We start from the raw sequence: 24,382 nt of genomic DNA on the forward strand, positions 1-24,382 counted from the left end.
CTCATCAGCCAGGCTCGGTTGGGAGGGGAAGAAAGAGGTGGCGTGCATCAAACTCATTCTCAAGAATTTCTCTCGCGGAACGTTTTCCCTACAGTGCACTTCACCAGTCTCTCTAGCCAAGGAGGCTTTGATTATGGAGTCCAGTTCACGCTTTTGCCCTAACTGCGGCACTCCCCTCTTTGAAAAACAGGCCTTCTGCTCGATGTGCGGCACCGCCCTCACTATGGGGGCTGGTGAGGCTACGCTGCCTGCTGGAGCAGAGGGATCAGCCGGGTCTGCAGAGTCGACTCCTACGACCGCGGTACCGCCGCAGCCGCCACCACCGCCATTGTCCTCTAATCAGCCCGACTCCGACTGGTTTCCTGCCCAGTTCTCCAGCCAGCAGCCGTCAGGCTCTGGCCACCAGCAGTCAGAGTATATACCTCCCCCACCTCCGCCCTCTTATGGTCAGCAAGGAGCACCTCTACCCTCCCAGCCGGACGGTGTTCCCCCTCCCTATGCTCGCCCGCAGCAGAACGCCGGTCGCGGCGTCATCGCTGGCCTTGGCTGTGGCATGCTGTTGGTCATCCTGCTCATCGTGCTTGTCTGCGGCGCTCTGGGCCTGGGCGGCTACCTCTTTCTGCGCAATCTCGCCAGCGCTACTACTACCGCTGTCTCTTCTTCCTCTTCCCATACCAGTGGCAGTAGTGGGGGGGCCACGTCTCGGACCAAGACGCCTACTAGCATTCCAACCCGTACCTTCGCGGTGAACGGGACTCTGACTTACTCCTCTATCACGATCACCGTCGTCAACGCTCAACTGGCCAGTCGCTTTCCCGACGATGCCGCAACCAGCGATCAGACCGCCGTTCTGCGCCTTACTCTCAAGGAGAACAACGCAACGGCCAATTTCCCCCTCTACTTCTACAGCGATAGCGCCCATCTCATCCTACCCGATCAGAGTAGCATCTCCGTAAGTGATGTCCAGTATAACGGGGCTCCAAATCCCAACACGACACGCACCAACTGGCTGGATTTCCCCGTTCCTCCCACCGTGGACGTCAGTCGTACGATTTTGCGCCTGGGAGCACCCGGCGAGGCCAAGATGGATATTCCTCTCCAAAACAACCCCGATCTGTCGAAATATCAGCCCGTAACGACAAAACCCACCAACGCCCAGACGACCTATGCCGGCCTGAAATGGACGGTGACAGAGACAACGGTGAGCTGGAGTTACAACGGCAAACAGGCCGAGAGTGGCAAGCGCTTCCTAATCCTCAGCTTTCGCATCGATAACCCTTCCAGCCGGGATGTGTTCTTCGACGTGAATGACTTCATGCGTCTTCAGGTCGGCAGCGACCGTTCAGCCCCTATTGCGAACACGCTGAACGGTGTTGTGAATGCAGGAACCACCAATCACACCGGCGTTGTCGTTTTCGCTCTACCGGAGGGAACTACATCCTGCACCCTGATTATGATGCCCGTTGAGGTCCTGCCTAATAGCCAGCAAACCCAGATTTCGCTAGCGCTCAGCTAGAGCGTCTAGCTAGAGAGAGCACCGATCGGCCAGGATGAAGAGCGCGCAGAACAGAAGAGCCAGGCCCCTCCCTACGTGCTGTTCGCGCTCACATTCACCTTTATTGTTCCCCGACCTGTCTGACTCCTCTCTCGCCCTGGTCATACCAGACCAGCAGCATCCGTTTCAGGCGCAGGAAAACCCGGTTCCAGCAACACTGAAACGGATGACGTTATTTGATTGTCCTCTTCTTGGCTTGCTGAGCCGCGTCCCCATCCTATTTTTTCCCGTAGTCCTCTCAGGAGGAGACCGCCAGAGAGGTAGAGACTGCCTCTCCCACTCTTTGCAGGAAAGAGCACGATCGGCTGAGAAATCCAGTCCACTAGCTGCGTATCTCTCCACACGGAAGGTATCGGAAGGTAGGGGTTACAGGGGACCTCGACGCTGGCTACGCCAGGGGCCAGGGCTGGAGGGATTCGCTCAACATCATTAGCCCGTAGACAAGGGGCCAGCGGCTTGATACCTGGCCATAGCCGGCCGCTCGCTAGAAGAGACGACAGAAGATGGCCTTGAGATAGAGGGTCTCGGGCATGGCCAGATTGACCGGATGGTCGCAGCTATGCGTCAGCACCTCTAACACCTGTACCTCACGGTCGAGCGCGCGCGCTGCCAACGAGAGCGTTCCCGACAGGTCATCCAGGCCAATCGCTCCCGAGCAGGAGCAGCTCAGCAGGATACCCGCGGGACGCAGGACGCTCATGCCCAGCATATTCAGGCGGCGATAGGCGCGCAAAGCCTGCGCCCGCGCCGCGTGGCTGCGCGCAAAGGCCGGCGGATCAAGCACGACGATGTCGAAGCGCTCGCCGCGCGCACGGGCTTCCTCTAGATAGGTAAAGACGTCGGCGACGACAAAGGCATGCTGACTGGCATCCAGTCCGTTGAGGGCAAAGTGACGCCGCGCCGCCGCTATGGCCGGCTGTGAGCTGTCGACGCTGGTCACCCGCACCCGCTCATCGGCCAAAGCCGCCACCAGAGAGAAGCCACCTGTGTAGGCGAAGCAATTGAGGACACGCGCCACCGCTCCGGGCGCAAGGTCGGCCACTACCGTCCGCACATACTTGGCCAGCGCAGCCCGCTTGTCGCGCTGATCGAGAAAAAAGCCGGTCTTTTGGCCATGCCAGGGATCGATCAGATAGCGCACACCGTTTTCGCGCCCTTCTACCTCCGGCGGCACCTCCCCAGCCAGCAAGCGTGGCTCCTCCAGCGCCAGCCCCTCGCGGCGGCGCGCCTGGCTGTCGTTACGCAGCAGCAGACCGCGCGCCCCTGTCTCCTCAAGCAACGGCTCCACCAGTAAAGGCAAAAGGCGCTCCATCCCAAGCGTATGCACCTGGGCCACCAGCACCTCAGCGTAGCGATCAACAATCAGACCAGGCAGGCCATCGCCTTCGGAGTGGATCAGCCGATAGATATTGGTCACAGCGGGATCGAAGACGCGGCGCAGCTCCTGGGCGTGGCGGATGCGCCGACGCAGCAGTGCAGTATCGATCGGCTCCTCGCGCCGCGTCAGCAGGCGAATCGCAATATCGGTACGGGGATGATAGTAGCCACGCCCGAGGAACTGCCCCGAGGCCGAGCGTACCTCAACCACCCCCCCTGGCTCGACCTCAGACGGCACTTGCTGCAAGGCCCCCGAGAAGACCCAGAGATGACCGCTGAGCAGCGGCTCCTCTCGCTGCGGCTTCAAACGTACCTGTGGATAATGGACAGACATTGCCCCTGGCCAGTGTGCGAAATAGCGGCGGCGCAGCCTCGTCCTGGCGGGCAAGGCTGCCGGCTCTACTCGTCGGCCATTATAGCATACGGATCGTCGGCAGCAAGGGGAGCCGTTCCCTCAGCGCGGAACCAGGCCAGCACCTCGCGCAAGCGCACCACCTCGCCAATGACAATCACCGCTGGCGCCCTCAGACCGGCCTGCGCCGCGCGTTCTGCAATGTCGGCCAGCCTTCCCTGAACACAGCGCTGCTGCGGCAACGTTCCCCACTCCACAACCAGAGCCGGCGTGGCCGGGTCCAGTCCCCCGGCCTGCAGCTCAGTTGCAATCTGCGGCAGTGTCTTGACCCCCATCAAAATCACCAGCGTTCCCCTGACGCGCGCCAGCGTTCGCCAGTCCACAGCGCTTGCGTCATGGCCGCGCTCCTTATGACCAGTCACGATGGTCACGAGCGAGGCCAGGCCGCGGTGTGTCACCGGCACCCCGGCGTAGGCCGGCACAGCCAGCGCGGCACTGACGCCCGGCACTACTTCGAAAGGAATGCCAGCCTGAGCCAGTGCCTCGGCTTCCTCCCCACCTCTTCCAAAGACAAAGGGGTCGCCTCCCTTCAGGCGTACCACCAGCGCCCCGCGGCGCGCATGCTCGATCAACAGGCGATTGATCTCCGCCTGGGACATCTGATGACAGCCCGGGCTTTTGCCAGCAAAGATCAGCTCCGCTCCGGCCCGCACCTCCGCCAGCAGCTCGGGCGCAACCAGGCGATCGTAGATCACCACATCGGCGGCGCGCAGGCAGCGCAAGCCTCTGAGCGTAATCAGGTCAGGGGCGCCGGGGCCAGCTCCCACCAGATAGACCTTGCCTCGCTCCAGCGCCGTCCCCTGCAGCTCCAGCTCTTCACTCATCCATCCTCCCCCCTCGGACTACGAGGCCTGCGAGCGCTCGGCGGTGGCCTCGGCCCCATCCCCGTTGAAGGACTGGGGCACCTCCACGCCATACTTGCGCAGGAGCTCCTCTGTCAGAGCGCGGGCCTCTCTTTCAGCGCGGGCCTCCAGGTGAGCCAATACCGGCGAGCGATAGAACTCCTGAAAAAAGGCATCGCGCTGCTCGTAGGTCACCCCCTGGGCTCGCAGCAGGGCGCGCGCCTCAGCCGCCAAACGCAGAAAGGTACCATAGGCCGGCGGGAAATGTTGCTCCAGCTCCTGGCGGATCAGCTTTGCCAGGCCAGGACTGGCCCCCTCTGTTGAGACGGCTACCGTCAGCTGATCGCGGCGTAGAATCGAGGGCGTGATGAAATTGCAGCGCTCGGGCAGATCAACAATGTTGAGCAGTTGCCCACGCTGCTGAGCCTCGCGCCAGACAGCTTCTACCAGATCCGGCGCGCGCGTCGTCGCAATGACCACAAACGCACCTTCCAGGTCGCCCGGCTGATAGGAGCGTCGCCGCAGCTCTACCTGTGGCCCTAACTCTTGCACTACCTGTTCTAGCTCGGCGCACCACTCAGGAGCAATCACACATACCTGTGCACCACAGGCGGCGAAGGCCTGAACTCTCTCCGCCGCAACGCGATCCCCCCCGATCACGACCACACGCCGCCCGCGTACATCGAGCATAATCGGATAATAGTTCGGCATCTCGGTCGCCGTTCCTCTCTGCTCTCTCAGCTCTCTCGCTCACGCAAAACTGCTCAGTCAGTCACCGTGCCAGGCCCTGGCTCTCTCGCGCTCCTCAGCCTTGTCCCGCCTGGCCTCTATAAACAGCGCGCCTGCTTCCCGTGGGAGAGCAGCAGGCGCGCAGCACTCGTTAACTCCTCAATGCAAGCCACTCAGCTCGCGTTCACTGAGGGCCTGAGCCCGCTGACGCAGATACTCCACCCCGACGCGATGGCAGTAGTCACCAAAGGTCTCGCCGGGAGCGCGCTCATCGCGCCAGAGCAGCAACAACGGGCGAATCGTGGCCGGGATCTCTCGCAAAGGCACCGAGGCGGCGTAGAGCGTCGTCAGGCGCGTGTTTTCCCAATCGCCACCGACATAGATATTGTAGAGATCCTTTGAGCGGCCCACAAAGCCGATGTCGCCCATGTACGGACGGGCGCAGCCATTCGGGCAGCCGCTCATACGCAGACTGAGACGTTCCCCAGCCAGGCCCAGTTCCTCCATCTGGCGCCCAATCTCACGTACCACGCCAGGCAAAGCCCGCTCCGCCTCGGCCACCGCCAGCCCACAGGTCGGCAGAGCCGGACAGGCAATAGCATAGCGCTTCACGCCCAGCTTGGTGGGGTCTGTCTCGATGCCGTGCTCGCGCAGCAAGGCCTCCAGCGGCTCGCGCTGCTCCGCCGTTAGATCGGTCAGCAGGATATTCTGCTGTCCGGTTAAACGGATACCGGGGCGGAAGGTCTCAATTGCCCGCCGCAGGCCCGTGCGCAACTGGCAGGACTCAGTATCGCGCACCCGCCCATTCTCCACATAAACCCCCAGGAACCAGCGCCCATCTCCCTGCTCGTGCCAGCCCAAGTGATCATCGACTCCCTCCCAGTGCAGGGGATGGGGATCAGCGACGGCATGGCCCAGGCGACGCTCCAATTCGGCGCGGAACCAGTCGATGCCGCGCTCCTCAACCACATACTTCATGCGCGCATGCTTGCGGTTCTGACGATCGCCATAGTCGCGCTGAATCGTCACGATCGTCTCCACGACGGGCAGGGCCTCAGCCGCCGGCACAAAGCAGAGCGGCGTTCCCAGGCGTGGATAGGTGTCGGCCTTGCCGTGGGTCATGCCCATACCACCGCCGACCAGCACGGTAAAGCCCGCCAGCTCGCCGCCATCGTCCAACTCCGCCACTAGCCCGATATCCTGGGTATAGACGTCAATACAGTTATCGCCGGGGAAGGCCACGCCGATCTTGAATTTGCGCGGCAAATAGGTAGGCCCATAGATCGGTTCTACCTCCTCTCCCTCCGGCTCCCCCACCGTATGCACATGCTGCCCATCGATCCAGATTTCGTGATAAGCCCGACTGCGCGGCGCCAGGTGACGCGCAATCTGCCGCGCAACTTCCTGGACCTGGGCCTGGGCCCGGTTACGCGCCGGCGCTGGACAGGCCATCACGTTGCGGTTCACATCGCCGCAGGCTGCCAGCGTCGAGAGCAGCGCCTCATTGATGGCGCGAATCGTCGCGCGTAGATTGTGCTTCAAGACGCCATGAAGCTGAATGCCCTGGCGCGTCGTGAAACGTAAGGTCCCATTGGCATAGCGGCCCGCTAGATCATCTTCGACCAGATATTGCTCGGCGGTCAATGCGCCCCCCGGAATACGCGAGCGGACCATGAATTGATAAGCCTTTTCTTCTCCCGCGGCCTTACGCGCCTGGCGCAGGTCACGGTTCTCCTGCTGATAAATTCCGTGGAATTTGATGAGCTGGACCTGCGCCTCACTGAAGTGCGTGGTCTCCTGAGCCAGCTCCTCGGCGATCTCCCCACGCAAATAGCGGCTCTCAGCCTTGATGCGCTCTACTTTACTACCGCCGCCGACGCCCAAACTCAGAAGGTTGTTGCCTGCGGAAGCAGAGGTCTGATGCTCTTGCTCGGTCGCCATACCTCAGTCCTCAAAGTTGACATAATGGATCAACTATAGTAACTATTAATTAACATACGATACAGAGCACTGTTTGTCAATAGGAGCATCAGAGCAGCAGCGCAGGAGGCCATCAGGGAGCGTGGCCCGGGGAGAGCTGGCGCCAATGGCAGCGAGGAGCGGCGCGGAGGAACGGGCTGACGCGGCCCAACGCAAAGCGGGTCACCGAGGGAGGTCCTCAGCGACCCGCAGAGCACGCACATTCTGCAGCCCATCACTGGCAGGGTCGGCGTCCTGCCGCCGCGGCAGGGAGGCGACGCTGTTCCTCCTGCCGGCTGGCTGGTTAGAGACTGACCATTGCAGAGCAGGCGAGCGGCGTTCTGGCGACAAGCGAGAGATCAGGGAGGAGGCAGGAGGCCATCGCTGTGGATGTTCACCTGCCTTTAGCCTGGCCCCTGGCCCGTTCGGCTTACGCCTCTCTCTGGCCTTGCCGTTGTCTCCCCGCTGTCCCCGCCGCCGCCCGCGCCTCACTCATCGGACTTCTTCTGCAACTGGATAGCGGCGATCACCGGTTGCGTGCAGCGATCGCGCTCGGCCAGGCGCAGTTCTGCCTTATAAAGATTATAAGCACTATTGATAAGAGCGATATGAGTAAAAGCCTGGGGATAATTGCCCAGAGCCATTCGATTGCGCGAATCGATTTCCTCAGAGAAGAGACCGAGATTCCCGCCGTAGGTCAGCAAGCGCTCGAAGAGCGAGCGAGCCTCATCGAGGCGGCCCTGCATGGCCAGATTATCGATCAGCCAGCACGTACAGATCGTAAAGGTGCCCTCATGGCCGGGCAGGCCATCCTCCGCCAGGTAGCGATAGACGAAGCCATGCTCATCCGTGAGCTGCTCCATGATGCGATCGACCGTTGAGCGCATGCGTGGATCATCGGGAGGAATAAAGCCGATCAGCGGCAGGAGCAGATTGGAGGCATCGAGGGCCGTGCTCTCATATGATTGGGTGAACGCACCGATCTCGGTATTATAGCCGTGGGCCAGCACATCCGCCCGAATCTGATCGCGCACGCGGTACCAGCGCAGCAGATCGGCCTCCAGATGGAGCTGTTCGGCGGCGCGAATGCCGCGATCCAGCGCCACCCAACACATCACCTTTGAATAGACATAGTGGCGAGGCTCGCCGCGCATTTCCCAGATGCCGCGATCCGGCTCATGCCAATGGGCGCAGACATAGTCGACCAGCGAGCGCAACATTTCCCACAGAGGGCCTTCCAGCTTCTCGCCGTAGCGTTCGAAGCCCCCGCGGCGCCGGTAGAGATGGATACAATCCAGGATCTCGCCGAAGACATCCATCTGCTTTTGCTCAGCGGCGGCGTTGCCGATGCGCACCGGGCGTGAGCCGCAGTAGCCCTCCAGGTGGGTCAGCTCCCGCTCTGGCAGCTCGCGTTCGCCGCGGATACCGTACATCACCTGCAGATCCTCGCCGTTCGAATACGACAGGCGGCGCAACCAGTAGGTAAAGGCGCGGGCCTCATCGGTAAAGCCGAGAACCAGCAGGGCATAGAGCGTAAAGGACGCATCGCGCAGCCAGGTAAAGCGATAATCCCAGTTGCGCACGCCCCCGATCTCCTCTGGCAGCGACGTGGTGGGCGCAGCCACCAGGGCGCCAGTGGGCGCATAGGTCATCATCTTCAGCACCAGGGCGCTGCGTCGAACCCATTCCGCATATGGGCCATCGTAGTTGATTCCTGAGATCCAGCGCCGCCAGCAATGCAGCGTATGAGCCAGCTCTGCCGTGAAATCGCGCTGGAGCAGCTCCTGCTCCACCAGCTTCCGTGCTGCGCGCAGGCTCCGCCCCATGCCAATGGCGAAGATCAGCCGCTCGCCCTCACGCAGCGTGACCTGCACCACCAGGGCGGGATGGAGCAGCTCCGGCTCCTCCCCCTCGTCCGGCACAATCTCCAGGGAGAGGCCCGGCAGCCGATAGGCCCCGATGATCGCCAGCCCAATATGCTGCTGGCCATCCGAGATCACCGCCCCTGTGGCATTGGGCAGCAGCTCAATCTGGCTCGCCGTCGCCGCATAGTTGGGCGTCGCCTTCAGGGTCACCGTAATCGGCAGCTCTCCATGCGTGCATTCCACAATGCGCACCAGGCTATGACACGAGCCGTCCTCATACGACCACGTATTGTTGTTCAAGCCGCGGTAGGGCCAGGCCTCCAGCGACTCTACCGGCATAAAGTCGGTGAGCACGATCTCGCCGCTGATGCTCGTAAAGCGCGTCTGCAGCACATTGCTATCGCGCAGATAGCGCTGAACTCCAGGAATCGTGTTATCGGTCGGGGCAATCTGGAAAAAGCCGCCACGCCTCGCATCCAGCAGCCGACAGAAAATAGCCGGGCTGTCAAAATCGGGCAGGCAGGCCCAGTCTACCGAACCATCCGGCGCTATCAGCACAGCTGAATGACAGTCTCCGATGACTCCATACGATCCGATGGGCTGATAAGAGCGATTCTTCGTGTTCAACCCAACCATAGCACGAATCTTCCCTTTAGTGAGCTAAACTCTTGCTTAACAGCTCCTTCCGAAAGAACCGGGCTTGCCGAGCCTCTTGCGGGGCTGCCAGGTTCCTTCCTCGTGGGCATCTTCCCCACTGAAGCCGGCTCCTCCTCCGGCCCCTTTTGTGAAGAGGACGGAGCAGAACCCTCTCTGGTAACAAGATATCAGAATAACCATAAAAATGGGGGAAGAGCCGGTTTCCCCTCCCCTGCCCCGGAGGCGGGGAGGTCGCCTGCAGAAAAAAAGATTCCTTTTCCCTCCACTCCTAGAGACCGCTGGCCCCGCCCATTCCTGACAGCATTGCCTCTCGGTGACGATCCCCTCTCTCCCTCACTATCTGAATCCCTGCGCCTCTCTGCAGGCCTGTAGGCCCCTACCGCTCCTTCGCCCATCCACCCACGGCGGCCCTTCACCAGCAAGCATGCTGTCCAGCCCATCCTGTTTCTCCTTCTTGTTCCTTCCTTACCCCCGACCCCGTACAGCGCTACAACAGTCTCATGAGCGGCACCGCGACCAGCCCTACATGTGCTGAGAACGGAAGAAGAGCGCTGAGGTAACGACCGCGTCGACTCCTCTGCGCCGCTCCCCCCTTTTCTCCCTCTCCCCCCAGACCACCTACTGTTTAGAAAGAAAAAACCGGCCATTTTATTTCTTCACTATGCACGCGTTTGCACTTGGCGCCACCAATGGAATCACCTCCTCCCTTCCACCTCCTTGCCTCGCCACTGGGCCAAAATAAAGAAAGGAGGGATGGATGGGTTCATCCATCCCGCCATCGCTGACCGGTACAGCCTTCATTCTAATCACATTGAGGCTGACTGTCAAATTGCCTAGGCCGCTTTTCTCTCCCTCTCCGCTCCCGCCTGGCAGCACTTCTGCCTGCGTCTAGCTCACCTTCCCTGGTCCTGGCCTTGTCAGGCAGGCCGCCGTCGGTGCACCGCATCGATTGTATCCCCCAATGGGGATGGGACATCTGGGGGAGAGCAGTTCAGCGCCCCAGTGCCCGGCGCCGCGGCGCCGGGCGCTGGCTTTACATTTCGCCGGTCTGCCTGCCTGTCAGTGGCCCTGTGGCCAGCTTTGGGAGAGCTGGCTGCGCTGCGGACGAAGCGCGGCTAGCCCTCGCGCAGCCAGCGCGCTACCTCAGGTGCGAAGTAAGTAATGATGATATCGGCGCCGGCGCGGCGAATCCCTGTCAGCACCTCCATGACGATGCGCCGCTCTTCGAGCCATCCCTGTTGAGCCGCTGCCTTGATCATGGCATATTCGCCGCTGACATTGTAGGCCGCTACGGGCAGATCGCAATGCTCGCGCACGCGCCGGATGACGTCGAGATAGGCCAGAGCCGGCTTGACCATCACGATGTCAGCGCCCTCAGCGATATCCAGGTCAACTTCACGCAGGGCCTCACGCGCATTGGCCGGGTCCATTTGGTAGGAACGCCGGTCGCCAAACTGAGGGGCCGACTCTGCCGCTTCCCGGAAAGGGCCATAGAAGCCAGAGGCATATTTTGCTGAGTAGGCCATGATCGGTGTCTGGGCAAAGCCTCGCTCGTCGAGCAAGCGCCGAATGGCCCCCACGCGCCCATCCATCATGTCCGAAGGAGCCACGATATCGGCCCCGGCCTCGACATGCGAGAGAGCCATTCGCGCCAGCAGCTCCAGCGAGGGATCGTTTTGCACCTCGCCGCCAGCGATGACCCCGCAGTGGCCGTGGCTGGTGTACTCGCAAAGACAGACGTCGGTCACGACCAGCAGGTCGGGTACGGCGGCTTTGATACGCCGAATAGCCCGCTGAATAATGCCCTCGGGATGATAGGCCTGCGAGCCTTGCTCATCCTTGCTGGCCGGAATGCCGAAGAGTAAAACAGCCGGAATGCCCAGAGCCGCTACGCGCTCCGCCTCGCCCGCTACCTGCTCTAGCGGCCACTGTACTACACCCGGCATCGACGCAACCGGGCGCGGCTCACTGATACCTTCGGCGATAAAGAGCGGATAAATCAATTGCTCAACCGCAAGATGAGTCTCGCGCACCAGCCCGCGTAAGCGCTCCGTCCGGCGCGTGCGCCGCAGGCGTGTGACAGGAAACTGACTCATGCCTTTGCGCTCCTTTCCTTAGCTTCTCACCCTTGATTCTGCGGCCTCACCCGCTCGCCCGCCAGCATTGAGAGGGAGAGGCCGCAGATGGCGCTCAGCCGGCACGGCACAGAAGTCAAGTCAGGCCGGACTGGAACCGCTGCCTGCCGCGACGCGCAGCGCTTGCTCAATGGCGTTCACGGTCTCTTCCAGCATGGCATCGCTATGGGCCAGCGAGAGGAAACAAGTCTCAAACTGCGAGGGCGGGAAGTAGATGCCACGCTCTAAGAGGGCCCAGAAGAAGCGCGCATAGCGTTCGGTATCAGCTTGCCTGGCGGTCGCGTAGTTAAGCACCGGCTCCGCACTGAAGAAGAGGCAGAAGAGCGAGGCAAAACGTACTACCTGCACCGGTAGACCGGAGGCCGCCACTACTGCGCGCAAGCCTTCTTCAAGAAGCGCTCCTTTGCGCTCTAGCTCTTCGTAGCAGCCAGGCTTTTGCAGCTCTTTGAGGGTGGCAATACCGGCGGCCATCGCCAGAGGGTTGCCGGAGAGGGTGCCCGCCTGGTAGACTGGCCCCAGCGGCGCGACCAGCTCCATGATGGCGCGTTTGCCGCCATAGGCTCCTACCGGCAGCCCGCCCCCGATGACCTTACCAAAGCAGGTCAGGTCGGGCAGCACTCCCGTACGCTCTTGCATGCCTCCTAAAGCTACCCGGAACCCCGTAATGACTTCGTCAAAGATCAGCAAGGCTCCGTACTGCGTGGTCAGGCGCCGCAAGGCCTCTAGAAAACCAGGCTGCGGCAGCACCAGTCCCATATTGGCCGCTACCGGCTCCACGATCACCGCAGCGATCTCCTCGGGATAGCGCTGGAAGGCTTCTTCAACTGCGGCAATGTCGTTGTAGGGGAGACTGAGGGTGTGAGCCGTCGCCTCCGCTGGCACGCCAGCACTGCCAGGCAGGCCCAGCGTGGCCACGCCCGAGCCGGCCTGCACAAGCAGCAGGTCGGCATGACCATGATAGCAGCCGTCAAATTTGATGATCTTGGAGCGCCCCGTATAGGCGCGGGCAAGGCGCAGCGCGCTCATGGTGGCTTCCGTGCCCGAGTTGACGAAGCGCACCAGCTCAACTGACGGTACGCTGTCTACCACCAGGCGGGCAAGCTCATTCTCAGCCTCGGTCGGAGCCCCAAAGCTGAAGCCGCGCCGCGCCGCACGGGTCACGGCTTCTACGACCGCCGGATGGGCATGACCCAGAATCAGCGGCCCCCAGGAGCCAACGTAATCCAGATAGTGATTGCCATCTACATCATAGAGATGCGCCCCTTCGCCCCGCTCGATAAAGATCGGTTCTCCCCCTACGGCGCGAAAGGCGCGTACTGGACTGTTGACTCCTCCGGGCATGAGGCTTTGGGCCTCCCGGTAAAGGGCCCGCGACCACTCTCGCCCCGTCTTTTTGCCTGACTGTTGCCGCTCCGTTTGCATCGCCAGCTCCTTTTATAGCTCCATAGTCACCCATGCTCGCCCATCTATCGCTCTGCTGAGGTCATCTGCCAGCCCCCGCCACCGCCTTCGTTCCCTGCGCGCGCCGCGCCCGGCCCGTGGCCAGCGAGGCCCTGCGCCTAGACCCCAATGTCGTCTAGAATCTCTGGCAGGGAACGCGCGACGCAGGTAAACATGGGTGTGTCGCGCAAGGTGTACTGACTGGCCTCGCTCTCGCGCATCTCTTGCACAAGGTCGAGGAAGTCAGCCACGTTGTCAGATTCGAAGGCGACAACAAATTCCTGATCGTCTAATCCAAACGAGTAGGTGGTGTGGATCTTGATATTGGGATAGGCCACCCCCATGCGGATATGTTCGTCCATCATGCGCTTGCGCTCCTGCAGCGGCAGGGCATACCAGGGACGAGTTTTGACAAAAGGATAGACAAAGAGATAGGGCTTGTCTTCGAGCGTAATCACCAGCCGCGGATCATGAGTCGCTCCCCGCGGACCTTTGCCCACATAGACGGAGCGCTTGGTCATGGAGAGGAATGAGCGCACTTCAGGCAAATAGGGGCCTATCGTGCTGCGGCGAATCTTGCTGCTCAACCCCTGGAGATGCCCAATATCGTAGGTTGCCTGCCAGAGCATAAAGTCGCAGTCGGCCCGCAAGCCGTAGAGGGCATAGCTGCGCAGCAGCGAGCACTGCGCATATTCATTGTAGATAGCGAGCAGCTCTTCGCGGCCTGTCCGCCGCTGCTCGGCGGGCAAGCGTAGCCACTGGGGATCAAGCTTGTAGAAGACGAAGCGTACTAGCTGACGAGGCTGCTTCGGTTTAGCCCGAGCCGGTTCCTGCTCAGGCTGCGTTGTGACCGTCTGCTCAACCGTTTCCGTCTGACCTGACATGGCTTTTCTCTCTTCTCGACTTCTCTCTATCTACTCTAACACACCTTGTCTGGTGTTGCTATCTGCTTCTTGTTGGCACGCTCTCCGCTCTGACTCCAGAAACAGGAGAGAGAGGCGGCCTGGTCGCAGTGCGCCAGGCTCAGCACTAATTGGTCTGCTCATGGGAGGGCTGAACCAGGCGACGATAGTAGGCCACAATGGCCGTGACCAGCCCATCGATGGTAAAGGGCCGGGCCTCGATGGCAACCTGCAGGCCGAGAGAGCGAGCTGTGGCGGCAGTAATCGGGCCGATACAGGCGATGGCTACTCCCTGACGGGCCAGGAGGGCCGCAGGCGTAGTCTCAGCAGTCTGCTTGCTGTATGCCTGCTCTAGCCAGCGCACAAAATAGCGTACTGTCGATGAGCTGGTAAAGGTGATCAGCGCAAAGCGTCCCTCTTCAAGCAGAGCCAGCACCTGCTGTCCGCGGGGATCATCGCCCGTCGCTGGCAGGGTGCGATAGGCCGCTACCTCTTCGACCAACATGCCTGCCTGCCGCAGGGTCTCGGCCAGTACTGGCCGAGCCTCCGCGGCGCGCGCCAGCAGCACACGCAGGCCCGCAGGCTCCCTACCCTGCCGCTGGCACTCGGTCAGCAAGGCCGAGGCCACCTGCTCGGCCACGTACTCCTCCGGCACCAGGACCCCGCTCACACCATGCTCGGCCAGCGCTGCCGCGGTCGCTGGCCCGATAGCCGCCACGCGAGCCCCCCTCAGCAGCGCCGTCTCCAGGCCTAGACTTCGCAAGCGATCGACGCAGAAACGCACTCCGTTGACACTGGTAAAGACCAGCCAGTCGTAGGGAGCGCGTCCATCTTCGCGGGCAGCCGCCAGGCGGAGCAAGGCCCGATCAAGCGGCGCCCAATCTTCTGGGGGAGCCAGACGGATTACCGGAAAGTTCACCGTCTCAGCCCCGAGGGCTTGCAGGCGGCTGCTCAGGGCTTCCGCTTGCTCCTGGGCCCGCGTCACCAGAATCGTCCGGCCACGGAGCGGTAGCTCCCGCTGCTCAGCAACAACCATGATCGCCTATCCTCCTAAGAGTGGCGCTTAACTCCTTCCCATACACCACTCAGACGTTGCTGGTGGCGCGGATCTCTGCAATGATCTCCTCCGCGCCCTGCGCCAGTGCCTGTTCGGCCAGCATGACGCCGAGCTGAGCCGCCAGGCCTGGAGCCTGATCGGCCCGCCAGGCAACGCTACCCTGGACCCGCACCGCCCGGCGACCATCGAGACTGATCACCAGGGCCTGCAGATGCAGGCGCTGGTTAGCACAGTGGGCATAGGCCGCCACGGGCAGATAGCACCCGGCTCCCAGATGGCGCATAAAGGCACGCTCAGCGCTTGTGGCAGCCTGGACCTCCACATCGTTCAAAGCCGTGAGCAAAGGTACGAGATCCGAGTCTGCTCGCAGCTCCACGGCCAAAGCTCCCTGACCTGGAGCCGGTAGCAGGGTCTCGACCGGCAGTAGCTCCAGACGATCGGCCAGGCTCTCAGCGAGGCCCAGGCGGCGCAGACCTGCCGCTGCCAGCACAATCAAATCGTAGTCCCCCGCCTCCAGCTTGCGCAGGCGCGTATCTACGTTGCCGCGCAGCGGTAGAATCTGCGCCCGCGGATAGAGAGCGCGCAACTGAGCCGCACGCCGCAAGCTGCAGGTTCCGATGCGTACTCCCGGCTCGGCAGGCGAGCCGAGAAAGTCGCGGCGGCGCACCAATACATCTCGGACGTCTTCGCGCGGCCCTGGGACCACAACCAGCAGATCAGCCGGCGGCGCCGTCGGTAGATCCTTTAGACTATGGACGGCCAGATCAACCGCGCCCGCGCGTAGTGCGCGTTCGATCTCGGTCACAAAGACCCCTTCGCCGCCGATGCGCGCCAGCGGCGCTTCTGTCACACGGTCCCCCTGCGTATGAATCGGCTCAATGACGATCTCCAGCTCGCGATACAGCTGCCGCAGCCTGGCGATCACCGTCTGGGTCTGAGCCAGGGCCAGCTTGCTGGCGCGGGTCCCGATCACTAGTTTGTTCATCCGTCGCCACTTCCAGATCAAAGAGATAGCGCAGCGCCTCGGCGTAGACATGCCCCCGTCCGGCAGCGGCAGCCTCCTTGAGGCGCGTCACCGGTTTATGAAGCACCTTATTCATCAGGCGCGTGGTCAGCTCCTGGATGGCCGCAACCTCACGCTCGGAGAGCGAGGACGAGAGCTGACGCAAGGTGCGCGCCAGCTCCTGCTGACGAAGCGCCTCCACGTGCTCGCGCAGCTCGACGATCGTATCGGTTACGCTCAGCGAGCTGAGCCAGCGCGCGAAGGCCTCAACCTCCTCAGCGATAATGCGTTCGACTTGGGCCACCTCTTGCAAACGCAGGCGAATGCCCTCATCGACCACCAGGCGCAGATCATCAATGTTATAGAGGTGAACCCCGGGTAGCCCACCCACGACCGGATCAACATCGCGCGGCAAAGCAATATCAATCATGAGTAACGGACGCCCCTGCCGCTGCGGCAGCACCGTCCGCATCATCTCTTCAGTGATCACCGTATGGGGGGCTGTTGTGGAAGTAATCACCACATCCGCCTCAACCAGCGCCGCCGCCAGCTCGCTAAAGGGACGGAAGCAGGCCCGTTCCCCAAGCTGCTGGACAAGCTGCTGCGCATGCTCAGCGGTGCGGTTGACAATGATCAGGCGGCGCGCCCCGTTATCGCATAGATTACGTGCCGCCAGCTCGCTCATCTGCCCCGAGCCAACCAGCAGGACTGAGGCCTCATTGAGACGCGGGAAGAGCTGGCGCGCCAACTGGACCGCCGCATGGCTAATCGAGACCGCCCGCCGGCTGATGCCAGTTTCGCGCCGGGCACGTTTGCCCGCGACCAGCGCCGCCCGAAAGAGGGCCGAGAGCACCGGTCCGGCAAAGCCTCCCCCCTGGGCTAACTCCAGGGCATCGGCTACCTGCCCCTGAATCTGGGGCTCCCCTGGGATCAGCGAATAGAGTCCACAGGCCACGCCAAAGAGATGCCGCGCCGCCTCCAGATCGCTATAGCTGTAGCTGTGCTGCTCTAGCAGCGCCCGCTCCACGCCGCGCTGCTCGCAAACAACCTGCAACAGCGCCTCACGTCCCTCTCGGGCCTCTTCCGCGCAAACCGCATAGAGTTCAAACCGGTTGCAGGTCGACAATAAGACCGCCTCTTGGGCGACCTGGCGCACGGCCCGTAACAGCCCCGCTACTTGACGCGGAACACAGGCAAGCTGCTCACGCAACTGAATCGGCGCCGAAGTGTGATCAACGCCTACCAGGACAATCTGCATGCTCCCCTCAACAGCGTGTAGAAGAAATCTCTAAAATCTCAAATCACTGGCGGCCTATGGAGATTTTAGCGATTCTCTTGGGAGAGTCAAGGCTGAAACCCCGGATATCTCATCAGGTAATCACCGTATTTTGTCTCAGGTGAGTAGAGTGGAGTGGAGTGGAACCTGCTAAAAAAAGACGGCGACTGTTGTGGGCCGCTTTGCACACCATCGAGAGCATCGACCCGCCAGCCGCTATGCTGCACTTGCCAGACCGGGCAACTGCATGCTGCTGTCATATAGAGTACCACTGGAAGGGGCGATCTGCCAGTCGATCCAGGAGGCGAGGCTGCGCCATATTCTCAGCCCCAGCGCACAGGCAGGCGCTTACGCAGCGCAGGAGGCCAATCTTGTGCTTTCTCACAGGTTCATCACAATCAGTGCGCCTTGATCCGCCACGCCTGCCCAAAAAGGAAGCCAGGCAGGCACAAGAAATCAGCAGCGCGCTGGCAGCGGCACCAAAAAATCTCAGGGTTCCTGCGCTTGCTTGCCCGCCTGGCAAAGAGTAGAGGATCAAGAGAGAGACAGTCGGCGCTCTCTGGGCAGAAGGCGCCCAGGATGGACGCGAAGGGGTGCCAGCCTCCTAGGCAGCCAGCACCTTTTCCAGGTTCTTGAAGAATGTGCTGAGAGAATTCTTAGCCACACCCTGCCCCACCGGATTGTTTACCACCGCGATCGGCCCGCTCATCTCGGCATTGGCCTCGTAGGAGAGTAAGGCCCCATCCGGCTCATCGTTCAGGGTGATCTGCGCTGTGGCGTCAATGGAGCCGCCACGCCCCTGACGCTGTAGCTGCAGCACAAGCAGGTTAGGCGCCTGACGCTGAACGATGTTGAGTAGGGCCGTATAGGGACCCTTCAACCCCGGCAGGGGAACCGAGAGGGTAACCTTCAAATGGTTGGCATCGGCATACTCGACCGCCTCGCAACCAGGAATACACTGTTTCAGTACATCCGGGTTCAAAATAGCTTCAAAGACGCGCTGGCTCGGTGCGTGAAACTTATACGTTCCGTTGAACTTCATCCAGATCCATCCTTTTACATCAGCAAAATAACTGGCGTGTGCCGCGTTCCTCAGTCAGCCAGGCTGCTTGAGAAGCAGCTCCTGACTACTGGGCAACGTCGGGCTTTATTCTAGCCAGTCGCTGCAGCACTTTCAAGCCCAGAAAATTGAGGGTACCGTATATTCCTATGCATGCAAGCGCTCCCAATGCTCTGGCCCAAATGTGCTATCATTCCCATCGCTCTGTCTCGCTCTGTGTTATACTGCGTGAAAACATGCCATCGAGTTCCAGCGTATGTAGAGAGCCAGATCTCTCCAGCGCCGCATGGTCTACGTGTTCGTCTGGAAGGGGAGTATTATGGTTCGGAGAGAAGAAGATATTAATTTCGAGCAAGAACAGCAGAGAGCATACCTTCATTGGCGTCGGCGAGCCGAGCGAGGTCGCAAGCGCCTGTCCGCCTCGGTTGAGGATGTGCTTGCCGAGCGGGCGGGTGCGGAGCCGCTGGAGGAAGACGAGTCGGCGGAAGAGCCGGTCAGCGCTCAGCCGGCTGACACGCCGCTAAGCGGGCTTATTCCGCCGCGGTTGAGTCTGCAGTCGCGCGAACTGGCGGCCTCGCCTGCTCCAGAAGGCGAGTTGAGAGAGCAAGAGCAGCCCGGATCAGGTCCAGGCGCCGCGGCGCTGGCCGCCACTGGAGAGGCTGCGAGCGACAGCCATGAGCAAGGGGACGACGAGAAACGCGCGGCGAATCATGTCCTGGCAGCTTTTGCACGGCGGGTTACGGCTTCTCTGGCTGCTTTAGGGAAGGTGCGGCAGCCGCATCAACGCCTGCCCGCCCCGATCACGACAGTGTTGCCCGCTTTGTCGTCAGACCCCGAGATGGGATCTTCTCCTTCCGCGGGGACCGCTGAGAGCGCCAGCCCTTCATCGCCCCCCGGACCTGCCTCGAGGCCGCGAGAGGAGCGACCGCTTACAGCATCTTCTCAGAACCAGACACCTGCCCCGTTGGTTAACACCGGAGGTCGCGAGATGCGGAGCGAGGCCGGCCCAGCGATGAGTGTCGTCAGATCAACAGCGGCTTTGCCTCAGCCGCGCGAGACATCGGCACGTCCCTCTTCCCAGCGTCTGGCTGGTCGGACAACCCGCGTGCGCCTGGAAGCCGCTCCTAAGTTGAGCGGCCCGTCCTCCACGCCGGGCAGTTCGGGGCCGGCAACGCCCCCCCAGACTACTCGTCCGCTACCGGCGCTTGCTAGTGGCTCTTCCTCCGCTGGTGTCCCGCCGAAACTTGAGGCAGGCGCCTCTGCTCCCGCCCTACCGCTTGAGCGCTCAATGTCTGCGTCAAGCTCTTCAGGCCCTCTGGCTTCCCAGGGCCGTCAGCCACAGGAGCAGGCCGCTCCTGGCTGGCCGGTGGCAGCGCTACCGGTCCGCTGGCAAACCGGTAAAGGCTGCTTCGCGCGAGGGCAAGGGGAGGTCGCGGTGAGCTGCCCGACGATCAGCGAGGCCAGCGTGGTGCTGGTGACCCTGACCGGCGACCCGGGGCCTGTCGTCGTGCAGTATGTGTCGCTCCAGCCAGGACGGGGCTTCACGGTTCATCTGAGCGCCCCGACGCAGCGCGAGACTCCGTTTCACTATGCCGTGCTGGAACATGCCCCGCTTGGCAGCGGCGCCGGACGCCCAACGGCTGGCTACAGCTAGTCCTGGTACCGGCAGGTGGTTCATGGCCTGAGCGCAGAGGGCCAGCTTATCGAGACGGGCCAGGCCGCACCTGACCGCATCCGCTCGCTCGGGCCTGGCCTGGGCCTGGGGTTCGTTAGCCGTCGCCGCGCGCCTCGGCCTCCAGACGTTGGAAGAATTCGCACATGAAGGCGTAGCGCTGGCGCGCTAATTCGCGTCCTGTGGCTGTGCAGAGCTGCTCGGGCAAATCTGTAAAGAGCAGACGAAATTCGATTGAGGGAGAATAATCCGGGCGATTCCGCAGCTCGCGTACCTGCTGTGGAGGAACTGGCAGGACCAGATCGTCCGGCAGGGGAGCGTAGACGCGCTGTCCGCGTCTGCCGGTGATCATATACAGGCGTCCAATGCCAATGGCGCCCAGCGCATCCAGCTTATCGGCATCGTAGAGTACCTGGCCCTCCAGGGAGCGCGGTCGCTGTCCCGCGGTCAGGCGATGATCCGCAATGGCCTCTTGGACTGCTGGGATGGCTTCTTGAGGGAAAGGCGTGCCGCTCAGCAGCTCGGCCGCCATCTGCGCCCCAATGAGCGCATGATCACCTCCCTGCCGGCGCTCGCGTTCCTGGCCGATATCGTGTAAGGCCGCCGCTGCCCAAATAACCGTCAGATCGCCGCCTTCGCGCCGTTGAATGATCTCGGCCAGGGCCATCACCCGCACAATATGATCCATATCGTGAGCCACATCGCTGGTACCCTCGCGCGCCATTGTCGCCCGCGCTAGCTCCAGCAACCAGCTTCGCAGATCAAGAGATCGACTCGGCAGCTCTTTCGCTTCTGGCACCTGCTCGCTCCTGCTCCACCGCTGCGCTTAGTTTTCCAGGGCTGGCAGTGTCAGGATAAAACGACTCCCCTCGCCAGGTATGCCACTGCTCTCAACGCGGATGGAACCGCCGTGCATGCGTAGGATCTCAGCGACAAAGTAGAGACCCAGGCCCAGACCGCGGGTCTGACTGGCGCCGGTGTTGGGGGCACGATAGAAGCGTTCAAAGAGATGCTCCTTTGCCTCTGGCGGGATGCCGATGCCGCGATCCTCTACTTCCACCTGGATGAGATTACCTCCCTCCTGCGGGCAGCGGCAAAGCGAGAGGAAGACCGGCCCGCCCTGCGGGCTGTATTTTATCGCATTCTGAATGAGGTTGACAAGGACCTGGAGCAGGCGCTCACGATCGCCGCTGACCAGATAGGGGCGTCCCCCTTCGTCAACCCGGCAGGCCAGTTCATGAAGAGCCGTCGCTGTTCGATGCTGGGCCACTACCTGCTGCGCTAGCTCCTCCAGGTCGACCCGTTCGCGCGCAATGACAAGCTGCCCGCGATTGATCTGGGTGGCCTCCAGGAAAGTATTGACGATGTTGGTCAGCAGGCGCGTCTGTTCCTCGATCATCCCCAGTTGCTCAAGCAAGCGCTCGCGCTGGCGTGGACCACTGCCACGGTTGAGGGTGCGCCGGGCATATTGGGCATTGGTGAGGATGATGGTCAGGGGCGAGCGGAACTCATGGGCAGTAATGGCCAGGAATTCATCTTTGAGGGCATTCGCCTCGCGCATGGCCGCTTCGCTGGCCCGAGCCGCAATGGCTTCTCGCTGCCAGCGCGCCTGCTCGATCGCCAGGCCAGCCAGTTGCGCCACCCCTTCAATGACCGCCATCTCCCAGATGGTAAACTCATACTGCAGCTCACTTCCTTCGTCGCCACTCTCGCTTTCCTCCAGGGCAAGGGCCGCAGGGCGAACGAGCAGCATCACACCAAGCAGGCGCCCGCCATGCGTGATCGGGGCCACTAAGGTCAGCCAGCGGTTGGCGCCCGCGGGCAGAGCTGGCATCTGACTTTCCTGGCCTTGACCGCGACTGAGGCGACGTAAATGCAGAAACTGACTGGGCGTGAGAATGAAGGCGTGGCCCGCTCGTAATTGGAGGGCATAATCCTCATAGCTCAACAGGGCTGTGAGCAACCAGTCAAGTAGCTGGACCTCGGCCCGCCGCTCGGCCTGATGGGAGGTCGCGCCTTCCTCACTCTCAGAGAGGCTGAGCAGCGTCTCTGTCTCCCTATCTCCTTGCTCCCGCTCCAGATGGAGGCGCTCGCCAGGCTGACCCTGTTCGGGATCATAGAGCGCGACCAGTCCGCGCTGACAATCCAGGGCTTGCAGAGCCAGACTGAGCACGCTGCGCAGAATGGCGGTGACCTCGGTAAGGCCAGAGAGGGCTTCGGCCATGCGTAGCATGGTTTCCAGGGCCTGATGAATATGCTGCTCGATACGCATCTGGGACGTGATGTCCCGGAAGGCACTGACAACCCCGAGTTGTTGGCCCGTGGGTGCCAGAAGCGGCGCCACATTGATTTCAAGGATGCGCTCGCGCCCATCAGCGCGGCGCGTGATGAAGCGCTCTCCCCGAACTTGCTCGCCCCGCAAGGCACGGGCCAGGGGAAAATCTTCGCTGCGCAGCGGCTGCCCCTGCAGTGTGTAGACCGGATGGCGGCGCAGCAGCTCCTCCAGGGTGACTGTGCCCTCCAGGCGCTCCCCGACAAACTCACGCGCGGTGGCGTTGGCCATCAGTAAGCGCCCCTGCATGTCAAGCACCGAGATGCCCTCGGTCATGGCATGGAAGACCGCATTGAGCGTATTGGCTCGCTCGGTTGCCAGTAGAGCAGCTCGACGCGCTTGCTCGAGCAGTTGGGTCTTTTGGATCGCGAGAGCACACTGAGCGGCAATGTCCTGGGCAAAGGTATAATGGCCCTTCGAGGGTCGAAAGTGGGGATCGCTAAAGCTCACGAAGGCCAGACCAACACAGCGCTGACCAGGCTGGCCTGGCTCGTCCGTGGGCAGGGGCGAACGCACGCCAACCATCAAGGGGACAATCAGGGTATGTTCGAAATTCTGCGTCTGAAACCAGTGTAGCTCACTGATGCCCAGGCGATCAAGCGAGACAAAGAGCGGTACGCCGCTCGTGGCCACCTGCCGGCAGAAAGGCAACTCATCCAGAGAAGCGGCTACGCGCCCCCGTCGCTGCGGTAGGAGCCCCTGAGTGGCTCCCCCACCCATCTCTGCTACCGCGCTCTCCGTTCGCCCTTCTGCTGGCTGCCTTCCAGAAGACGGACCTGGCCGCTCTTGACGCTCTGGCACATTGGTCGCAGCCTGAGCGGCCTCCTCATCAGAGCAGGGGAGATAGAGTCGCCCTTCCTCCAGGAGGAGAATCTTACCACTCTCGGCCTTCAGGACCTGCCGCAGTTGCTGGGTAGCGATCTCCAGGATGGTCGGCAGGTCTTCGTCCGAGTTGACGGCCATTGCAACCTGATAGATAGCCTGAGATTGCTCAATCAGTTGCTCGGCCCGTTGGCGCTCGCTCTCAGCGCGTTGGTATAGGCGCGCGTTATCGATGGCTACCGCCGCTTGTTGGCCAATGGCGCGCGCCAGTTGTTGCTGCTCCGCCGAGAAGTGACTATGCTCGCCAGGGTTATCCAGTGACATCACGCCGACGGGACGATCTTCACGCACGAGGGCAACAAGCAGAATTGAACGTACAAGGAACAGCTCAGCTAAGGCCCGCAGCGAGCGCTCATCCCGCAAATCGTATATGTACAGCATCTCGCGCCCGCCAAGCAGGCGACTCATGAGAGGATTGGCTGTGGGAATAGTGCTTCGATACCAGAGCTGATCAGCGATGCGCTGGCGCTTGGCATCAACCAGCTCACGCGCCAGATGGTAGACAACGGGGCGCAGGAGCTGGCGCTCCTCGTCATGCAGCCAGACAGCGCAGCGCCCAACCTGACAGACCTCGGTCGTGCGCTGCACCAGGACTTGTAGCACCCGGTCCAGATCCAAAGAGGAGGCCAGCAGACCAGCCAGCTCGCGGAGAATCTCGCTCTCGCGTAAGGCGCCCAGCAAGCGCTGATGTTCACTGTTCGGGCTAGAGGCAGGCTGTTCCTGCGACGGCATGCACATGACCTCGTACTCTTTCCAGACTGACTGAACCTGTCGTCTGTTGTCATGCTGAGAGCGACCGCTCTACTTCTTCCTCACTCATAGACAAGACAGGGGTTGCAGGTAGGGAAGGCAAGCGAGCAGAGGAGGGAGAGCAGCCTCATCGTCCTGTCCCGGTAGCACGAGCGCCAGCCTCCCTGGACTACCCAGGAGGCCCGGCCCAGCCATCCGGCAGCGCTGGCCCACTTAGCACTTTGCCCGCTTGCCTGTGCTGGTGAGCAGGAGCGCGGAGGCAAGGCGACTAAGGCCACTCTGGGGTCGCTGCAACAGGACCCCTGGCGCCGGCAGCCTGCCGGCTTCACGTTCATGGTGCTCGTCTGCTGGTATCTTATGCTCTTATTGTCCCATCACCAGGAATATCTGTCAAGGGGCAGCAGCGCGAGAGAAAAAACTATGCTGCAACAGGAAAGCCCTGCTTACGTAGGATGCCGCCGGCTGCACTGGCGAGCG

At 61.9% G+C, this 24,382-nt stretch carries 16 protein-coding genes; 2 read left to right on the top strand and 14 right to left on the bottom strand.

Translation table 11 applies throughout. The features are described 5' to 3' along the window. The first annotated feature begins 133 nt into the window (after positions 1 to 133). On the top strand, positions 134 to 1,516 hold the full coding sequence (locus AC6H1L_RS03105; RefSeq protein ID WP_497600092.1) for a hypothetical protein: 1,383 nt from the start codon (positions 134 to 136) through the stop codon (positions 1,514 to 1,516). Positions 1,517 to 2,039: 523 nt separating this feature from the next. On the opposite strand, the gene AC6H1L_RS03110 is transcribed toward AC6H1L_RS03105, so the two are convergent. The 12 genes from AC6H1L_RS03110 to AC6H1L_RS03165 form a co-directional block, all read right to left on the bottom strand. After that, on the bottom strand, positions 2,040 to 3,266 hold the full coding sequence (locus AC6H1L_RS03110) for a class I SAM-dependent rRNA methyltransferase (protein WP_497600093.1): 1,227 nt from the start codon (positions 3,264 to 3,266) through the stop codon (positions 2,040 to 2,042). A gap of 65 nt (positions 3,267 to 3,331) precedes the next feature. Next, positions 3,332 to 4,168, bottom strand: a complete 837-nt coding sequence (gene cobA / locus AC6H1L_RS03115) for a uroporphyrinogen-III C-methyltransferase (RefSeq protein WP_497600094.1) — start codon at positions 4,166 to 4,168, stop codon at positions 3,332 to 3,334. Positions 4,169 to 4,186: 18 nt separating this feature from the next. Then, complete coding sequence (locus AC6H1L_RS03120; RefSeq protein WP_497600095.1) at positions 4,187 to 4,897, bottom strand: precorrin-2 dehydrogenase/sirohydrochlorin ferrochelatase family protein; 711 nt, start codon at positions 4,895 to 4,897, stop codon at positions 4,187 to 4,189. Between the two features lie 177 nt (positions 4,898 to 5,074). Beyond that, a complete protein-coding gene (locus AC6H1L_RS03125) occupies positions 5,075 to 6,856 on the bottom strand; it encodes an NADPH-dependent assimilatory sulfite reductase hemoprotein subunit (protein ID WP_497600096.1) in 1,782 nt (593 codons plus the stop codon). A 506-nt stretch (positions 6,857 to 7,362) separates the two neighbouring features. After that, the gene (locus AC6H1L_RS03130; protein WP_497600097.1) at positions 7,363 to 9,375 is read right to left on the bottom strand and encodes a glycoside hydrolase family 15 protein; all 2,013 of its coding nucleotides are present in this window, start codon (positions 9,373 to 9,375) and stop codon (positions 7,363 to 7,365) included. Between the two features lie 1,136 nt (positions 9,376 to 10,511). Next, entirely contained in the window at positions 10,512 to 11,492 is a 981-nt protein-coding gene (gene hemB / locus AC6H1L_RS03135) for a porphobilinogen synthase (RefSeq protein WP_497600098.1), read from the bottom strand. Between the two features lie 120 nt (positions 11,493 to 11,612). Then, positions 11,613 to 12,953 carry a glutamate-1-semialdehyde 2,1-aminomutase gene (gene hemL / locus AC6H1L_RS03140; RefSeq protein WP_497600099.1) on the bottom strand — a complete coding sequence of 447 codons (1,341 nt, stop codon included), beginning with the start codon at positions 12,951 to 12,953 and terminating at the stop codon, positions 11,613 to 11,615. A 137-nt stretch (positions 12,954 to 13,090) separates the two neighbouring features. Next, positions 13,091 to 13,855: a chlorite dismutase family protein gene (locus AC6H1L_RS03145; RefSeq protein WP_497600100.1), complete on the bottom strand. Its 765-nt coding sequence runs from the start codon at positions 13,853 to 13,855 to the stop codon at positions 13,091 to 13,093. Between the two features lie 145 nt (positions 13,856 to 14,000). After that, positions 14,001 to 14,909, bottom strand: coding sequence for a uroporphyrinogen-III synthase (locus AC6H1L_RS03150; RefSeq protein ID WP_497600101.1), 909 nt, complete (start codon positions 14,907 to 14,909; stop codon positions 14,001 to 14,003). Between the two features lie 49 nt (positions 14,910 to 14,958). Beyond that, positions 14,959 to 15,915, bottom strand: coding sequence for a hydroxymethylbilane synthase (gene hemC / locus AC6H1L_RS03155; RefSeq protein WP_497600102.1), 957 nt, complete (start codon positions 15,913 to 15,915; stop codon positions 14,959 to 14,961). Next, positions 15,806 to 17,191 (bottom strand): glutamyl-tRNA reductase, encoded by a 1,386-nt coding sequence (gene hemA, locus AC6H1L_RS03160; RefSeq protein WP_497600103.1) that lies wholly within the window; start codon positions 17,189 to 17,191, stop codon positions 15,806 to 15,808. The genes hemC and hemA overlap by 110 nt, the downstream gene beginning before the upstream one ends. A 622-nt stretch (positions 17,192 to 17,813) precedes the next feature. After that, entirely contained in the window at positions 17,814 to 18,251 is a 438-nt protein-coding gene (locus tag AC6H1L_RS03165) for an SRPBCC family protein (RefSeq protein ID WP_297164281.1), read from the bottom strand. A 337-nt stretch (positions 18,252 to 18,588) separates the two neighbouring features. On the opposite strand from AC6H1L_RS03165, the gene AC6H1L_RS03170 reads away from it, so the two are divergent. Continuing rightward, positions 18,589 to 19,923, top strand: coding sequence for a hypothetical protein (locus AC6H1L_RS03170; protein ID WP_497600104.1), 1,335 nt, complete (start codon positions 18,589 to 18,591; stop codon positions 19,921 to 19,923). 115 nt (positions 19,924 to 20,038) lie between these two features. On the opposite strand, the gene AC6H1L_RS03175 is transcribed toward AC6H1L_RS03170, so the two are convergent. Further along, the gene (locus AC6H1L_RS03175; RefSeq protein ID WP_497600105.1) at positions 20,039 to 20,740 is read right to left on the bottom strand and encodes an HD domain-containing protein; all 702 of its coding nucleotides are present in this window, start codon (positions 20,738 to 20,740) and stop codon (positions 20,039 to 20,041) included. A gap of 27 nt (positions 20,741 to 20,767) precedes the next feature. Then, positions 20,768 to 23,893: a sensor histidine kinase gene (locus tag AC6H1L_RS03180; RefSeq protein WP_497600106.1), complete on the bottom strand. Its 3,126-nt coding sequence runs from the start codon at positions 23,891 to 23,893 to the stop codon at positions 20,768 to 20,770. Positions 23,894 to 24,382: the final 489 nt, after the last annotated feature.

The organism is Thermogemmatispora argillosa (genome assembly GCF_059696725.1).

Bases quoted from the DNA above. Each gene is read 5' to 3' on its own strand.
- AC6H1L_RS03105 (WP_497600092.1), top strand. From the start codon at position 134: ATGGAGTCCAGTTCACGCTTTTGCCCTAACTGCGGCACTCCCCTCTTT.
- AC6H1L_RS03165 (WP_297164281.1), bottom strand. From the start codon at position 18,251: ATGAAGTTCAACGGAACGTATAAGTTTCACGCACCGAGCCAGCGCGTC.
- hemL (WP_497600099.1), bottom strand. From the start codon at position 12,953: ATGCAAACGGAGCGGCAACAGTCAGGCAAAAAGACGGGGCGAGAGTGG.
- hemC (WP_497600102.1), bottom strand. From the start codon at position 15,915: ATGAACAAACTAGTGATCGGGACCCGCGCCAGCAAGCTGGCCCTGGCT.
- hemA (WP_497600103.1), bottom strand. From the start codon at position 17,191: ATGCAGATTGTCCTGGTAGGCGTTGATCACACTTCGGCGCCGATTCAG.
- cobA (WP_497600094.1), bottom strand. From the start codon at position 4,168: ATGAGTGAAGAGCTGGAGCTGCAGGGGACGGCGCTGGAGCGAGGCAAG.
- AC6H1L_RS03180 (WP_497600106.1), bottom strand. From the start codon at position 23,893: ATGTGCATGCCGTCGCAGGAACAGCCTGCCTCTAGCCCGAACAGTGAA.
- AC6H1L_RS03130 (WP_497600097.1), bottom strand. From the start codon at position 9,375: ATGGTTGGGTTGAACACGAAGAATCGCTCTTATCAGCCCATCGGATCG.
- AC6H1L_RS03120 (WP_497600095.1), bottom strand. From the start codon at position 4,897: ATGCCGAACTATTATCCGATTATGCTCGATGTACGCGGGCGGCGTGTG.
- AC6H1L_RS03110 (WP_497600093.1), bottom strand. From the start codon at position 3,266: ATGTCTGTCCATTATCCACAGGTACGTTTGAAGCCGCAGCGAGAGGAG.
- AC6H1L_RS03170 (WP_497600104.1), top strand. From the start codon at position 18,589: ATGGTTCGGAGAGAAGAAGATATTAATTTCGAGCAAGAACAGCAGAGA.
- AC6H1L_RS03145 (WP_497600100.1), bottom strand. From the start codon at position 13,855: ATGTCAGGTCAGACGGAAACGGTTGAGCAGACGGTCACAACGCAGCCT.
- hemB (WP_497600098.1), bottom strand. From the start codon at position 11,492: ATGAGTCAGTTTCCTGTCACACGCCTGCGGCGCACGCGCCGGACGGAG.
- AC6H1L_RS03125 (WP_497600096.1), bottom strand. From the start codon at position 6,856: ATGGCGACCGAGCAAGAGCATCAGACCTCTGCTTCCGCAGGCAACAAC.
- AC6H1L_RS03150 (WP_497600101.1), bottom strand. From the start codon at position 14,909: ATGGTTGTTGCTGAGCAGCGGGAGCTACCGCTCCGTGGCCGGACGATT.